Annotated in this window: 8 protein-coding genes; 3 read left to right on the top strand and 5 right to left on the bottom strand. The window is 56.1% G+C overall.

All coding sequences use genetic code 11. The annotated features are described in order from the left end of the window. Both VMJ32_15165 and treZ read right to left on the bottom strand, forming a co-directional pair. Positions 1–678 (bottom strand): glycogen debranching enzyme N-terminal domain-containing protein (locus VMJ32_15165; protein HTQ40363.1); only part of this gene is annotated, 678 nt, incomplete at its 3' end. Between the two features lie 15 nt (positions 679–693). Then, on the bottom strand, positions 694–2,640 hold the full coding sequence (gene treZ / locus VMJ32_15160) for a malto-oligosyltrehalose trehalohydrolase (GenBank protein ID HTQ40362.1): 1,947 nt from the start codon (positions 2,638–2,640) through the stop codon (positions 694–696). A 457-nt stretch (positions 2,641–3,097) separates the two neighbouring features. On the opposite strand from treZ, the gene treS reads away from it, so the two are divergent. Beyond that, positions 3,098–6,502, top strand: a complete 3,405-nt coding sequence (gene treS / locus VMJ32_15155) for a maltose alpha-D-glucosyltransferase (GenBank protein ID HTQ40361.1) — start codon at positions 3,098–3,100, stop codon at positions 6,500–6,502. A gap of 73 nt (positions 6,503–6,575) precedes the next feature. Next, the gene (treY, locus tag VMJ32_15150; GenBank protein ID HTQ40360.1) at positions 6,576–9,242 is read left to right on the top strand and encodes a malto-oligosyltrehalose synthase; all 2,667 of its coding nucleotides are present in this window, start codon (positions 6,576–6,578) and stop codon (positions 9,240–9,242) included. A 46-nt stretch (positions 9,243–9,288) separates the two neighbouring features. On the opposite strand, the gene VMJ32_15145 is transcribed toward treY, so the two are convergent. Genes VMJ32_15145 through VMJ32_15135 form a run of 3 tightly spaced genes read right to left on the bottom strand, consistent with a single transcriptional unit; the run spans position 9,289 to position 14,199 of the window. Continuing rightward, positions 9,289–11,016 carry a hypothetical protein gene (locus tag VMJ32_15145; GenBank protein HTQ40359.1) on the bottom strand — a complete coding sequence of 576 codons (1,728 nt, stop codon included), beginning with the start codon at positions 11,014–11,016 and terminating at the stop codon, positions 9,289–9,291. Beyond that, entirely contained in the window at positions 11,013–12,371 is a 1,359-nt protein-coding gene (locus tag VMJ32_15140) for a DUF1501 domain-containing protein (protein HTQ40358.1), read from the bottom strand. The genes VMJ32_15145 and VMJ32_15140 overlap by 4 nt, the downstream gene beginning before the upstream one ends. 52 nt (positions 12,372–12,423) lie before the next feature. Further along, positions 12,424–14,199 carry a DUF1549 and DUF1553 domain-containing protein gene (locus VMJ32_15135; protein ID HTQ40357.1) on the bottom strand — a complete coding sequence of 592 codons (1,776 nt, stop codon included), beginning with the start codon at positions 14,197–14,199 and terminating at the stop codon, positions 12,424–12,426. 240 nt (positions 14,200–14,439) lie between these two features. On the opposite strand from VMJ32_15135, the gene VMJ32_15130 reads away from it, so the two are divergent. Next, positions 14,440–16,530 (top strand): PQQ-binding-like beta-propeller repeat protein, encoded by a 2,091-nt coding sequence (locus tag VMJ32_15130; GenBank protein ID HTQ40356.1) that lies wholly within the window; start codon positions 14,440–14,442, stop codon positions 16,528–16,530. The last annotated feature ends 91 nt before the right edge of the window (positions 16,531–16,621 follow it).

Genomic DNA, 16,621 nt, shown 5'->3' with positions numbered 1-16,621 from the left:
GCCCGTATCTTCATAACCGCGGGCCCGCTCCATGCGATAATGAATTTCTCGAAAGCGGCCGTCCAAAACCATGTTGCATCGATTCGCCGTCAGCAACATCTGGAAGGGCGGGGCCACTTCGGATCGAATTTCAATGCGTTCGTGGATTGCGGTTAACGAATACGATTTTTCCAAATCGCTATTGACCGGCGCCTCGTGCGGCCTGAAATGGAACGACGGACGCAATCGGAGCCGCAAACCACCTGGCGCCGACAACAGCCGATAGTTGATGTGTACGGTATTTTGCAAGTGGGGCATCAACACTCGCTTTTCCAGTTGCACGGGCCCAATTTCGTAGCGCCACACGGGCAAGCTCGATTCCAGGCGAAACTCCACCAGGTTTCCGGCGTGCAGCGTTAACCCCCTGGCCGATACCTCGTCGGCATCCAGCCGAATGACTTTCCGATCTTCCAACTTGATTTCCTCGGCCAAATGATTGAACATCACGAACCGGCCCAACGGCGCCGGCAGCGCGGCAATCAATAATCCGTGGTATTGCCGGGTGCAGGTTCCAGCGGGTGTGCCGGAGGCATATCCACCAAGTCCGTTGGTGACGAGCCACTCACGCCCTACTAAAACTTCAGGGTCGCGCTCCTGCAATGCCGGGCGATACATTCGGTGTTGAATATGCGTGCTCATTTCGCTTCCGATTGTTCACTGCTTGGGCCGGGCGCCGGCTGTGTTATCGGCCTCAACAGGTTTGGAGGAAATTGCTTGCATTACAATCGCCGACTCACCTTCAATCGACCAGCCGTTTTCTGTTTCCTTGGTCACCGTGCCCGGGCCGCCGTATTTTGGCACATTGCTGTTCCACAGCAGGTTCCATTGATGATGATCCGACGGCGCCAGCAGTGGTTCCACAACAGGAAAGTAATTTAGTTTCTTTCCAAAATTTACGATGACCAGCCGATCGTCTCCGGCCTCGCCAAAGTAGCGAATGGCGAAACAATCGGGACTTAAAATCGCGGTATCGAGTGCATCGGATTGCTGTCGTCGAAAAATCGGATCGTCTCTGCGCAATTTCAAAAGATCGATGTGCAAATCGTAAACCGGCCGATGCGTTTCCCGTTCTCGAAAATCCAATTTGCAGCGTTGGAAAACGGCTGGATCGGTCGGATTGGGCAATTGACGCTGCGCTTCTTTCGAAGCTAAATCGGGAAACTGCGACATAAACTTGGCACGACCTTCAATTACCGCTTTCGCCATGTTGCCCGAAAAATCGGCGAAAAACAGAAACGGAGTCGACGCGCCAAACTCTTGGCCTTGAAAGAACAGGGGCGTTTGCGGCATCAAAAGCCATAAGGCGGTCATGGCCCGGAAACGGCCTGGACTTGTCAATTGATGAATTCGCATTCCCGAGGGAGAATTGGCGACCTGATCGTGATTTTCCAGAAAGCTAACGAAGACCCAGGCTGGAAGTCCACTGGTGGGTGTGCCTCGCGGTTTATTTTGCCAGCGAGAGCGCTGACCTTGATAAATGAGTCCGCGTTTTACGGCCGCCGCTAGTTCTTCGACGGTTCCCAAAAAATCGGAATAATAGGCGGGGTTGGCACCGCTCAGGCGGACGTGGGCCGCATGATGAAAATCGTCGTTCCATATCGCATCGACGTCCCAGCCATGCTCGGCCGCCGGCTTCAGCAGCCCCACATCTTCTGGTTCGTTCTCAGCCACAAGATAAAGCTTGCGGCCGCCCGCAACTTTTTTTGCCGCGCGACTGACCGCGGCAAGAATGTGTTCCTTGGAGTGGTCAAAAATTTGTTGGGTGGCGTCAAAGCGGAAACCGTCGAGATGAAATTCATCGATCCAATACGCGGCGTTGGTCTGGAAAAACTCGCGCACCGGTTGGCAGTTTGGGCCGTCGAAATTGATGGCGTCTGCCCATTCATTTTTGTACGAGGAAGATTTGAAATTGTTGGCGAACATGCCCAGATAATTGTCAACGTTTCCAAAATGGTTGTAGACTACGTCCAAAATGACCCCCAAGCCCACGGCATGTGCCTGGTCTACAAACCGCCGGAAATCGTCCGGCTGGCCGTACAAGCGCGTTGGGGAAAACATCAGCACGCCGTCATAACCCCAGCCGAAGCTGCCCGAGAATTCCGCAACCGGCATGACTTCGATCGTCGTGATGCCGACGCGTGCTAATTCCGGCAGTTGTCGAGCCGCGGCCGCAAATGTTCCCTCGGCCGTAAACGTTCCGACGTGGAGTTCGTAAAGCACCTGTCCCGATGGTTCCAAACCGGTCCAGCACTGATCGGTCCAGGCAAACGCGCGCGGGTCGATAATTTGCGACATCCCCACGGTTCCTTGCGGCTGGAATCGTGAGGCGGGATCGCTGAATATTTTTGGGAAGTCATCCAGGCGATAGCCGTAAAGCATTCCCGGTTTGGCCTGATCGCACGCCAACGAAAAATATCCTTCCCCCTCGGCATGCATTGGGAAATGTTGCGCGCCGGCGCCGGGTGAATCGTTCGGCATCAACACCAACTGGACTTGGCGGGGCTTTGGAGCCCAAACTCGGAAATGCACTCCTCCTTGTGGTAGACATTCAGCTCCAATTGGCAACCGGCGTGGTATTCGGTCCTGGCGGATGTATTGCATAGAAGAACGAAAATCCGTTCAGCTGAACGACTCGATGTGTCGTCCTGGCATAATCACTTTCAGTCGATGTGTACAGCGCATCATTCTAAATTAGTTCTACTGAATCCTGAACCTGTCTACGAGATGCTTTGCATACGCCATGCCAGAAGCGGGACCATTCATCCGAATCTCGATTTGGGGACCCGCCGCGTTACTTCGTTCATCTTAAATTCCGTGTGGTTTGGCATTGAACTTGCCCCGCAAAATTCTGCGACGGACTGAAGATGGCGAAAATCTCGCTTAGTCAGCCTGCATGACAACCGCCGGGCGGCCTGCTGCGACGTAGATTTCATAGGCCGCAGATAAACGGCTGTTTTAATCAGTGTGTTCGTGCGGCCTTCGACAAGTTGCTCTATGCACCTATAATGACTGGCTGGCAATTTCTGTGTGATTCGATATGGCCCCGGAACTGCTTTCAGTGCCTTCTGCATTCGCTTCCGAATCGCACCGACCGTCCGCCACAGAAGGCGGTCCCACGTGGTATAAAGATGCGGTCATTTATCAAGTTCACGTACGGGCATTTTGCGATAGTACTGGCGACGGTGTCGGCGATTTTCCGGGCTTAACTAGCAAGCTCGACTATATCCAAGACCTGGGCGTTACGGCGTTGTGGCTGTTGCCCTTTTATCCTTCACCCTTGAAGGACGACGGTTACGACATTGCTGGTTACACGAGCGTCCACCCTTCCTATGGCACGCTGCGCGATTTCAAAGTGTTTTTGCGAGAGGCCCACGCGCGCGGCCTGCGAGTCATTACCGAGTTGGTGCTGAACCACACTTCAGATCAACATCCCTGGTTCAAGCGTGCGCGCCGGTCCAAGCCGGGTTCCGCCGCGCGCGATTTCTACGTTTGGAGCGACACGGCCGATAAATACAAGGATGCCCGAATTATTTTCAAGGACTTCGAGTCTTCCAACTGGGCCTGGGATCCGGTGGCGAAGGCGTATTATTGGCATCGCTTCTATTCGCATCAGCCCGATTTGAATTTCGAAAACCCGCAAGTTCGAAAAGCGTTACTGGAAACGGTTTCGTTCTGGTTGGAGATGGGGGTCGATGGCATGCGGCTTGACGCCGTGCCGTATTTGTTCGAGCAAGAAGGCACAAATTGCGAGAACTTGCCGGAGACGCACGCTTTTTTGAAAGAGCTACGGCGCTACGTGGACGAACATTTTTCCGACCGTATGCTGCTGGCCGAGGCCAACCAATGGCCGGAAGATGCCAGCGCGTATTTCGGCAACGGCGACGAATGTCACACGGCGTTTCATTTTCCCGTCATGCCGCGGCTGTTCATGGCCAAACACATGGAAGATCGTTTTCCCATCGTCGACATTTTGCAGCAAACTCCCCCGATTCCCGCCAACTGCCAATGGGTTCTGTTTTTGCGCAATCACGACGAATTGACGTTGGAGATGGTCACCGACGAAGAGCGCGACTACATGTATCGCGTCTATGCGCACGATCCGCAAGCACGCATCAATGTGGGCATTCGCCGCCGGCTGGCGCCGCTGTTAAACAACAACCGGCGGACCATCGAGCTGTTGCAGGGACTGCTGTTTTCGCTTCCCGGCACGCCCGTGATTTATTACGGCGATGAAATCGGCATGGGAGACAACATTTACCTGGGCGATCGGAACGGCGTCCGCACCCCCATGCAATGGAGCTCCGACCGCAACGCCGGCTTTTCGCGGTCGAATCCGCAAAAGCTGTATTTGCCCGTGGTCATCGATCCGGAATATCATTACGAAACCGTGAATGCGGAAACCCAGCGAAATAATCCCCAATCGCTGTGGTGGTGGATGAAGCGCTTGATCGCCGTGCGAAATCAACACCTGGCATTTGGTCGTGGTTCGTTGGAGTTGCTGCTTCCGGATAACGCCAAGGTGCTGGCATTTGTGCGGCACATGGACGACGATCAGGTGTTGGTCGTGGCCAACTTATCGCGATTTTCTCAGTATGTGGAACTCGATCTTTCGTCGTGCGAGGGCCGCGTGCCGGTCGAATTGTTTGGCCATAATCGTTTTCCGGCGATTGGCAAGTTGCCGTATTTGCTGACGCTTGGACCGCACGCATTTTATTGGTTTGCGTTGGAGCCATCAGTGATGAAACTGACGGACGGCAAAGTTGACTCGCAAGCGGACGGCAAAGCAGATGATAAATTAGGCCGAATGAATGTTCACGCCCTGTGGACCGAAATTTTCCGAGGGCGGGCCAAAAGTCAATTGGAAACGGTTCTCCGCGGTTGGTTGCCCACGCAACGCTGGTTTGGCGGCAAAGCACGGACCATTCAAAACGTAACGATCCTCGACACGATATTGTTGGGCAACCATCAGGGGACAGCGCAAGCCAGATATTTGGCGCTGGCCCATGTCGATTACACCGATGGCGAGCCGGAAATGTATTTGCTGCCACTGGGATTCTTGGCCGGTGAGGCGGCGGAGCCGTTCATTGCCGAATCGCCAAAATCGGCCCTCGTTCGGCTGAACTTGCGCGATGCCAAGCAAGCCGGCGTGGTGTTCGATGCGACCGCGGACGCCGTCTTTACCACAGCGCTGTGGGATACACTACTTCGCCGCCGCCGTTGGAAAAGCGAAAAGGGAGAATTAGCCGTTTCCCATTTGCCGGCGTTGCGCACGCAGTTGTCCTCGGGCGAGGCTTCGCTGCCGGCGACGGTCATTAAGGGGGAGCAAAGCAACACCTCGATCATCTATGGCGACAAAGCGATTTTGAAATTGTTCCGCGGCGTCAAACCGGGCATCAATCCGGATTTAGAAATTGGCCGTTTCTTCGCTCAGCACGATACATTTACTCATACGCCGGCATTGTTCGGCGCCATTGAATATCAAACCGATGGAAGCGAGCCGCTTACGTTGGCTGTGATGAATGTGTTAGTGCCCCAGGCAGAAACGGCCTGGCAATATGCGTTGGACAATCTGGGCCGTTACTTTGAACAAGTGTTGACGCAGCCGCGGGAAAGATGGCCCAGCTCGGAGGGATTGGGGAATCAATCGCTGTGGGAATTAGCGGGCGCTCCGCTGCCGGCCTCGGTTCAGGAATTCGCCAGCGGATTTTTACACGCGGCAACTTTGCTTGGACAACGGACCGCAGAAATGCACCGCGCTTTAGCTTCCGATGCCGAAGATTTGGCGTTTGCTCCCGAGCCGTTCTCACAACTTTATCAGCGTTCGCTGTATCAATCGGCGCGGAAATTAGCGGTGCAAAATCTGCAGCGATTAAAGAAGCGAATTAATCACTTGTCGTCCCGTGCACAGCAAATCGGCCGGCAGGTTTTGGACCACGAAAAGCAGGTGTTGGAGCAGCTTAAAGCCATCAGCTCGGGAAAAATTGCCGCCCAGCGGATTCGTTGCCATGGTGATTTCCATTTGGGGCAAGTGTTATACACGGGCAAAGATTTTATGATTATCGATTTCGAGGGGGAGCCGCAGCGATCGCTTTCGGAGCGTCGACTTAAATGCTCGCCCTTACAAGATGTGGCCAGCATGATTCGCTCGTTTCACTACGCCGCCGCGCAGGGATTCAATCATCTGGCGGCCACGGGCTTGCATACCCCCGACAATACCGAACCGCTGAAGCAGGCTGGAACCGCGTGGGCGATTTCCACGGTCGGCACGTTTTTGCATGCCTACCAGACGACGATTGAGGATGCCCATTTTTTTCCCGCCGCGGCGAAAGATCGCGAGCTGCTGTTGAATTTTTATCTGCTCCAAAAGGCTATTTATGAAATGGGTTACGAATTGAACCATCGGCCCGACTGGGTGGAAATTCCTCTGTCGGCGATTGTTTATTTGCTAGGCAGCAAAACTTGAGCGACACATGTTTGAAATTTCGGCAATCATCAAAATCAGAATTTCCTGAAACTGTTCATCGCTTTCGATTTTCATGAGTGCTGCATCCGCTTACCAATCGCGCTGCACTTATCGAGTGCAATTGAGGCCCGGTTTTGGATTTTTGGAAGCGGCCGCCATCGCCCCATACTTGGAAGCGTTGGGCGTGAGCCATGTGTACTGTTCGCCGTACCTGCAAGCGGCGCCGGGCAGCACCCACGGGTACGACGTTTTGGATCATCAAAGCGTCAATGCCGAGCTGGGCGGCACACTGGGTCACGAGGAGTTTTGCAACACGCTAGGCAAACACCATTTGGGACAAATGTTGGACGTGGTGCCGAACCACATGAGCATTTCGCACAGCGGCAACCGCTGGTGGTGGGACGTGCTGGAAAACGGTCCCTCCAGCCGGTACGCGGGTTATTTCGACGTCGATTGGGAACCCCAAGAAAAAAAGCTTTATAACCGGGTACTGATTCCCATTTTGGGGGACCATTACGGCCGGGTGATAGCGGCCGGTCAAATTCGCGTGGAGCGAGAGAATGGCTCGTTCCATGTCCGCTATGCGAAAAACATGTTTCCGTTGGCGCCCAAGTCGCTAGACATGATTCTTTCGGCCGCCGCGGAACAAACCGGTTCAGATCTCTTGTCGTTTGCCGCCGATGTGGCCACTCATTTGCCGCCGGCAAATCGAACGGACCGGCGGAGCGTTATCCGCCGGCATCGCGATAAGGAAATTCTTCACCGCATGTTGGACGAGCAGTTGCGTGCCCAACCGGAGTGGGCGGCAGCCATTGACAAAGTGCTGGCCGACATCAACGCCTCGCCCGATCGCCTCGACGATCTTCTCGAACGGCAGAATTACCGATTGGCCTTTTGGCGGATGGCCAAGCAGGAGCTGGATTATCGCCGCTTTTTCGATATCAACACGCTGGTCGGATTGCGGATGGAGGATGAACAGGTTTTTGATGACACGCATGCGCTGGTCGTGCATTGGCTCAATCGCGGCGTGCTCGATGGCTTGCGGGTCGATCATCCGGACGGTCTGCGCGACCCGCAACAGTATTTTTCCCGCTTGGCCAAAGCGGCGCCTCAGGCCTGGATTGTCGCGGAAAAAATTCTCATGCCCGATGAAGCGATCTCGGAGCATTGGCCCATTGCCGGGACGACGGGTTACGATTTTTTGAATGCGGCGATGCGGGTATTCATCGACCCCAGCGGAGAGGCGCCGCTGACGGAATTCTATGCGGAGTTCACCGGCGAATCGACCGATTATGCCAAGCTGGCGCGCGAGAAAAAGCATTTGGTGATGCGCGACTTATTCGCCAGCGACTTGAACCGATTGACAGCCCAACTGGCCGAGATTTGCGAAAGTCGGCGCGCCTATCGCGACTATACCCGGCGCGAGCTGAATTCGATGCTCCGCGAGGTGATTGCTTGCTTTCCGGTGTATCGCACGTACGTTCGGGCCGACGATCCGACGGTCGGCGAGACCGACCGGCGCTATCTCCACGAGGCCATCGACGCCGCCAAGGGTAACCGTCCCGACCTGGATGCCGACCTGTTCGATTTTTTTCGCAGCATTTTGTTCCTAGACTCACGAGGGCCCGCAGAAACCGAGCTGGTGATGCGCTTCCAGCAAAGCACGGGTCCGGTGACAGCGAAGGGAATCGAGGACACCTTATTCTATTGCTACAACCGCTTCGTGGCTTTGAACGAAGTGGGGAGCGAACCCAATCGGTTTGCGATTTCTGTGGAGCGGTTTCACCGCCGCAACCAGGAAATGTTCGCGAAGCATCCGCGCACCATGTTGGCCACGACGACGCATGATACTAAGCGCGGCGAAGACGTGCGCTTGCGGCTGGCGCTGCTTTCGGAAATTCCGCAGCGGTGGGCCGCCTTGGTCCGCAGTTGGTGGACTAACAACGAACGCTATAAAACCCATTTTCAGCCCGATAAGAATTTGGAATACTTGTTTTATCAAACTGCTTTCGGCGCGTGGCCCATCGAAGTGGAGCGCCTGCAAGCCTACATGCTGAAAGCGGCGCGCGAAGGCAAACAACAAACGTCGTGGACCACGCCGAATGAGCCCTACGAGCAAGCGCTGGCGGCGTTTATATCCGGCTCCCTGGCGGATCAAAAATTTTGTGATTCGATGACCGCCTTCGTCGCCGAAATGGCGCCGCTGGGTTGGGTGAATTCGTTGGCGCACACGCTGCTCAAGCTGACTTCGCCGGGCGTGCCGGATATTTATCAAGGCTCCGAAGTGTGGGATCTAAGGCTGGTCGACCCCGACAACCGCACACCGGTCGATTTTTCAAGGCGTGAGCAATTGCTTGCGGAGTTGGAAGGAATGGAGGCCGAAGCCATTGGGGCGCGTTTGTCCGAAGGGTTGCCCAAGCTTTGGCTGATCAAGCAAGCCCTGGCTTTACGCAAGGAGCGGCCCGTGCAGTTCGAAACGGGTTCCTATGAGCCAATCTATGCCAAGGGCACCAGGGCTGACCATGTCGTGGCGTATTTGCGGGCCGACGAAATTTTGACGATTGCACCTAGGTTGAATCTCAGTCTGGCAGGATCATGGGATGACACCGCACTAGAAATCCCCCGCGGAAATTGGCGCAACATTTTGACTGACGAAAGTGTGAATGGAGGGCGCAATCCGGTGGGTGACCTATTGCGGCGCTTTCCTGTTGCCCTGCTTGTGCGGCGCGAGAATCCATAAACTTTGCCGTCTTATCGGGCAGCGATTGTTTGAAGAGGCAAGGTGATTACGGGTGGGGTTTCGTAGAAGCGGCAGCGGCTTCCGCGGCGTCAATCAGGCCGTCGTGGTTGGCATCCAATTCGTCGAATTGTTGACGGCTGCCCAAGAATTCGGAGGGGCTAATTTCGCCGTCCCCGTTGCGATCCATTTTAGTAAACCAATCGGGGGGCGACACCGCAGGCTTGGCGCGCCGCGGTTGTTTAGACGGAGGCGCCGCGGCCACATTGTTCGTTGCACTTGGCCCTCCCCGCGATAGATCGAGCATGATGTGATAGGTAATGTCGGCGCTGGTGATGTAACCGTCGTGGTCGGCGTCATCGGTGGTCAAAATGTCGGCGGCCGATTTCAATTCGCGGGGAGACAGCACGCCGTCGCCGTTGCGATCCAGCAAGGAGAATAAATCTTGCCCCTCGTCCGTGGCTTCCAGCACCAATTGAGATCCGGCAATCGCATTTTTCCAGCGAAAAAACGCATCAAACTCCTCGGGCGAAACTTTTCCGTCCCCGTCGGCATCCATCAAGGAAAAGTTGTCGGCCATTCCCGCGGCTGCTAATTCGTCCTTGGTAAGGAAGCCATCTTTGTTTTGGTCGTAATCGGAAAAGTTTGGATCTTGATTCGCTTGCGCCGGATCGCGGTTATTACGGCGGAAATCAATATCGATTTCCGCCACGGTCAGGCGATAACCGCCGTCCAATTTGCCGCGCAGTCGGTATCCCGTAACGCCGGACGCCGAATTGTTGCTTGGCGCATGCCGCTGAGGGGTAGCCCGTCCGAACGAAAAAAACATTTCCATGTCGGGCGGCGCCGCCAGCATGGCCGTTAATTCGGTCCGATCGAGCGATTGGTCGTGGTTCAAATCGTACTTGCCGAACAAATTGCCGGGCGAACGGATTTCCGGCGTCGATCCGCCCAGCGATAATTGCCCGTCATGGTTTTGATCGTAGCGAAATAGCAACGCTTCCACTAACGCGTCCGGCGGAGTGTTCGGGCCTATGGCAATGACCGGCCCATCCACCGCTAAGGAAGCTTCTTGGCCGGCACGAATTTCGCCGCTGTGTCCTGGGCCAGAAATCAATTCCTCCGCGGTGATCAGGCCGTCGTCGTTAAAATCTCGACAGCGGAGGCTTTGTTCAGCGGCATTTAATTCTGCTCGCGAAAGTCGGCCGTCGCCGTCGGTATCGAGCAGCGAAAACAAGGCCGGCCCCGCGCCGCGGCTGGCCAGGCGATGCCGTACGGTAAAGGGCGGAGCGATTTTTGCCAGCCGCGCCGTCACGTCTGCCCGCGAATAGTCTTGGGGCATGCGCATCATTGCCGCCAGCGAGGGCGCTTCGGGGGGCGCAGAGCCGGTGGCGGGAGAAAACAGCGCAAACAAACGGTTGGCTTGCAGGGCGGAAATGCGCCCTTTTTTGGCAACATCAAACCGATCGAAACTTTCGTCGACGATCCGCTGCCACACGTCACGAAACTTGTCGCCGTTGACGTCGATGTGCAAGTCGATTCGCAATGGATAGGTGGGCCCCAGCAACAACAATTGTTGCACGCGGCCGGAATCCGCAGGCTTGGCTTCTGACACGGAGTCCACCGTCGTAGCCGCTTCCGCTGGTTTGGCCGCCGGAGCATCAGCAGCCCGGCAGCGGGCCAAATTGTTGAACGCCCACGGCAGGAAAAAAATCAGCACGAAAGACAGCGCGGCCAGCGGCCGCGGGCAGCTCAGCCCAAGCCGCACGCGATTCACAGCAGCACCTCGGCGATCGGCTTGGCCGCCGGGTCGACAATTCGAATGGGCCGACCCAAATTCGATTCGTTTTGCAACATCGGGTCGACGCCTAGAGCCGTGCAAACGGTGGCCAACAAATCGGGCACGGTGACGGGATGATCGGTCACGGTCAGGCCGTCGTCGCTGGTTTTTCCAATGACTTGGCCACCGCGAATTCCCCCGCCGGCTAGCACGCTGCTGTACGCTTGTGGATAGTGATCTCGCCCGCCGTTGGAATTGATTTGCGGCGTGCGGCCAAATTCCCCCATCCAGACAATCAGCGTGCTATCCAGCAGTCCGCGCTCGTCCAGTTCCTTCATCAGCGTGGCCCAGGCGGGGTCGAGCACGCCGGAAAGTTTGCGGACCCCTTCGAAATTATCGGTATGAGTGTCCCAGCCGGCGCCGGCACCGTCGATGGAGCCCAGTGTGACTTCGACAAAGGGCACGCTGCGCTCCACCAACCGTCGGGCCAGCAAGCAGCCCTGTCCGAAACGGGTGCGTCCGTAGGCATCGCGAACCTGGGCCGGCTCTTCTTCAAGTTTGAACGCTTTGGCCAGCTTGCTTTGCATCAATTCAACGGCCCGTTGATAGGCCGCTTGGTAACTGCTGGCCGGCGCATCGGGATGGTTTTTCAAAAATCCGCTGTTGAGCGCATCCAGCAGTTTCAATCGCGAATTCACAATCTCTGGCTGAATTTCCGCCGGCGGTTCCAGATCGTCAACTTCCAGTTTGCCCTCGTCGTTGCCAGAAGCGGATGCTACGGTTCGTTCACCGACAATCAGCGGGGCATATCCTGCGCCTAAAAAGCCCGCGCTATATGCTGCCGGACTGAGCGCCCGGTTCGGGGCGATGCTGACAAAATTGGGCAATTCCGCATCGGGCCGACCCAACTCTTTGGCCACCAGCGAACCCAGGGTGGGATAATGAATTGGACCGCTGGGAACATAGCCGGTGCGAACGTAAGCCGTGGCCCGACCGTGGTCGCCTTCCTTGGCCGTCATCGAGCGGACAATCGCCATGCGTTTGGTCCATTGGGCCAGTTGCGGCATGTGCTCGCTGATATTCATGCCGGGCACCACGGTCGCAGTATCCTTAAACAGGCCGCCATTGCGCGAGCCGGGCTTCAAATCGAAAGTGTCCATTTGGCTGGGGCCGCCGTTCATCCATAATAAAATGCAGGAGCGATGCCGGTTTTTATCGTCGGCCGCGGCCTGCGCCAGCGCTTCGAACCATCCGCTGGCGGAAATGCCGACCGCGCCCGTCAGCGACAGCCGCAGCAAATCGCGGCGCGAGAACGGTCCCACGAATCGCTGCAAATGATGAATGCCGCACATGATCGACCTCAGGCTAAGAGATAATTCGAAAAAGGGGATTGGTCCGCGGCGGTCAATGGTTCAACACAAATTCGGCGCTATTCAGCAGTGACCAAAACACGTCGGCCAGCGGTCCTTTTTCGTCGTGCTTAGGGGACGAGGAAATGTAGGCCGACAACTGTTCCAACTCCGTCGCATCAGGCCGGCGGCTTAATGCCGAAAGAAACAACATCTCGATGCGGCCCTTGGCATCCAGGTACGGCGCGTCGGCAATCGAAGCAAACACGCGGCTTTCCTTCAAATCCGTGGCGTCGGCGACGTATTTGCCGTTCATCAGCGCCAACGCCTGCAAAATGGTTGTGGGGGCTTCCGTGCGCGGCACGCTATTGTCGTTAAACCGGGCTTGAAAATCATCGCGGGCAGTCGGCTCCAGTTGCGCAGCTTGCGTGGTTGATTGGCTGACGGGTTGGAAGCCGGTCGCTTGCACAAAGCTGGCGAAAAGCTGATCGCCGCTCATCCGCCGCAGCGGCATCCGGCCGAACAGCAATAATTGTTGATCGTTCGGCTTGCCGCCGGCCGCGCTCGATAACTGATAGGCCTGCGTCGCCGTAATGACACGAATTAAATATTTCAGATCGTAACCGTGCAGCACAAATTGCTGCGATAGCTCATCAAACACTTGCGGTTGCGAGGGCGGGCCGGCGGTATCCAAGTGATCGACCGGGCTCACCAGGCCGCGGCCAAAAAAATGGTCCCACAGCCGGTTTACTGCAGCCCGAGCAAACAGCGGATTCGCCGAGTCGACGATCCACTGGGCCAGCACTTCGCGTTTGATTTGGTCGGGTTTGAACTGAGGAGATTTTCCATCGAGGAATTGCGGCTTGACGACGATTTTGGAGTCGGGCACCTTCAAACTGTCAGCATCGTCCAGGGAAACCAGTTTCACCAGAGCAGCCAACGTCAACGGTTTTTCGGCCGGCATGGCTGTTTCGTTATTCAAGTCTTTGAAGAAAGCGGCCATTTGCCAAAATTGTTCGCGCTTCCACGAGGCAAAGGGGTGATCGTGACATTGGGCGCACTGCAACTGAATTCCCAAGAATACGCGCGACGTACTGGCGGCCAACTGCTCCGGCTTGTAATCGGCGGCCAAATAAAATGCCGCGGGGCTGGGTTCGCCGGCGTCAGTGGCTCCAGATGAAACGCGCGCTGTGAGCAATTCCCGCGCCATCTTGTCGTACGGCATATTGACGGCGAATCGGAGTCGCAACCAGCTTTCCAAAGCCGCGCTTTGGGCCCGCATTTCGGGGTTGGCAGAGCCTGCCAACAGCAAATCGCGCCAGGTGTTGGCGAAGTGCGCGGCCCAAGCGCCGCGCTGCAGCAGGTTTTCGACCAGCAGCCGGCGCTTGTCGGCGTGGGTGTCGTCGACGAAATCCAAGGTTTCCGCCACGGATGGAATGCGTCCGATCAAATCGAGATAAACTCGCCGCACGAATTCCGAATCGGTCGTAGGCGATGCCGCTTCCACACCGGCCGCTTGCCAGGCATCCGCCAACAGCCGATCGATGTGGGCCGCCATTTGCTCGGCGCTAATTGCCTCGGCATCTGTCGCGCTGGATTGTCCCGCAGGATAAAGTGCTGAAGTGGTTGCGGACCACGCATCGGCGGTTGAAGTTTTTTTGTTCGCTGTTGTGGCCGCATCATCTGCTAGCAATTCACAACCAACCAGCAGGGTCGCAAAAACTGCAACGACGCCTAGCGGCGACACACGTCGGCGAAAAATGTCGAAGATGACAACCGGCGGCGAATGTGCCGGGCTTGAAACCCGTTGATCAGAATTAGTCCGCCACATCGGCACCCTCCGACGGAAACGGAAAACGGAGGTCCACCCTAGCGAGATTATTGTAACAAGTTCGTAGAAATTCTCAATTCTTGATGCATCCGAAGGCAATTTAGTTGCAAACCGCCCGAACACTTATTTAGGATGTGCAGGAGGAGTGTTTGTCGCAGGGTTTTCTGTATAATCCGCATTTGTCTGCCAATGCAGGCAGGGTCCGGTTTCTGTTTTTGAAGCGCTTTTGGGGCTGATGCCATGCGCCAAGTAGGTAAATATCTGCTGATTTTGGCGATTGCCGTGTCGTTGATTGCTGCCGTTGCTGCCCGTGCGGCCGCACAGGTCGCGACGTTGGTGTTGAACGGAACCACGACCACCAACGACGTCAATCAGCCCTTTTTGCTCTCGACCATTCCCAGCGACGTGGTGGAATCGATCGCCGATTACCGCCGCTATTGCCAGCGTTCGCAGTGGGAAAAGGCCTTCAAACAATTGGACAAACTCCATTCAGCGAAATCGACCGTTTTGGCGCCCTATCAAGACGGCGTGATGGTTCCGCCCACCGGATTGCTGCAGCGGCTGTTTGCCGAATTGCCTGAAGACGGCAAGAAAGCATACCGGTTGTTTAACGATGCGGAGGCGAAGAACGTGCTGGATCAGGCCCAGGGAAAGGACGAAGCCGACAAACTGGCGACCGTAGCCACTGAGTTCTTATACACTTCGTCCGGCGATGTGGCGGCCGACCGCTGGGGTGACTTGCTGTTTGAGAAAGGGGACTTTTCCGGAGCAATTCAGGCGTGGCGCAGCATTTTGAAGTTCCGTCCCGATAGCGCCATTCCGCCGGCACAACTGCTTACGAAAGTAGCGATTGCCTTGGCACGCGATGAGCGTTGGCCGGAATTTCAACAAGTTGCGCAGCAAATGCACGATCGGTATGCCGAAGCCTCGGTGACGTTGGGGGGCAAAAGCGTGCTTGCGGTCGAACATTTGGAAAAGCTGGGCGCCCATCACAAGGGGGTTGCATCCACTTCCGCAGCCCCTTCTCAGCCAGGTAAACCGCATCTGATTGCCGACAGCAAACCGCTATGGCAGTTTCGCTGGTTCGCGGCGGTCAATCCAGAATTGGGAAATCGGGAGGGCTTGGTGGTGTACGATCAAATGTATGGCCGCCAATATGCGTCCGATTTTGTGCCTCCGACCATTGTCGATGCCCAGCGCATCTATTCTGACATGGTGGGCTACGAAGTCGGCATCGACCTGGCCACGGGAAAACTGGCGTGGCGCAGCGGACGGTTTTTCGATTTGATGAAAAACAACCAGCAAAATCAATTCAATAACGGACGCAGCCTGTTTCTGGAGCAATCGGCTATCGCCGCTTGTGGCGACAAAATTTGGTCGGTGGCGCGCGACCCTGGGGCCAACCAAAACTCCAACGAGGTTCGGTATTATCTGCTCGCCCGTGACCCGGGCACAGGTAAAGAGCTGTTCAACAGCAAATCTGCCAAAGACGGCCTGAAAGAGTGGTCGATCACGGGAATGCCAGTGGCCGACGAAACACACCTTTATGTCGGCGCGTACAAACCGAATCAGCCCAGCGATTTGTACGCCCTGTGTCTGAGCCGTTCCGACGGCAAGCTGCTATGGAACACCAAACTGGGGAGCTACAAAACCGACCCTCGTCAACTGTATTATTCCGTCACGCGGTTGTCGGTGCCTGCCCTGCTGCTTTCCGGCGGTAAACTGTACGTGGACACGAATGCCGGCAGCTTTGTGCAATTGAATCCCTCCACGGGAGCCATCGCCTGGGGCCTGAATTACGACGCTGAAACGCCGAGCACCGACCGGTACTACAACCAGCCGCCGGAGCAAGTCACGTGCAGCGCGCCGGTCATGGTGGATGGCGTGTTGTACATCAAGGGAATGCGATCGCGGCGATTGTATGCGGTCGATCCGGAGGAACCCAAGGTGTTGTGGAGCCGGCCGGTATCGGAAAACGCGGTTTTGGCCGGCGTGGATAGGGAACGGGCATATTTAGGCGGCGAAGAAATCACCGCCTACGACCTGAAAACACAACAACTGTTATGGTCCAAGCCCGTGCCGATGGGCACCAGTTGGGTGCGGCCATTGATGACCGGAGATCGCATTTATCAATTCACACCCCGCGGCATTTACGAAATTGAGAAGGCCACGGGTGATATTGTGCAACTGTTCCGCGGGGCGGATATGGAATCTGTCGGCGGCCGCCTGATGCTGACGCCGCATGCACTGGTGGCGATTTCGAATATCGCCATCACAGCCTATCCGGTCGAGGAAGCGGCCAGTACGACCGCATCGTCCGACCCAAAATAAGGGATTTGTAATAGCAGTTCCAATCAAAAGCACTTTTCCTTGCGTCCCAGCCAGTTCCGTGTTTTTGTCACACCATTGCCGCATCTCCACT

This window comes from Pirellulales bacterium, assembly GCA_035499655.1.
GTDB lineage: Bacteria > Planctomycetota > Planctomycetia > Pirellulales > JADZDJ01 > DATJYL01.
This window is presented reverse-complemented; position numbering and strand designations above follow the sequence as displayed.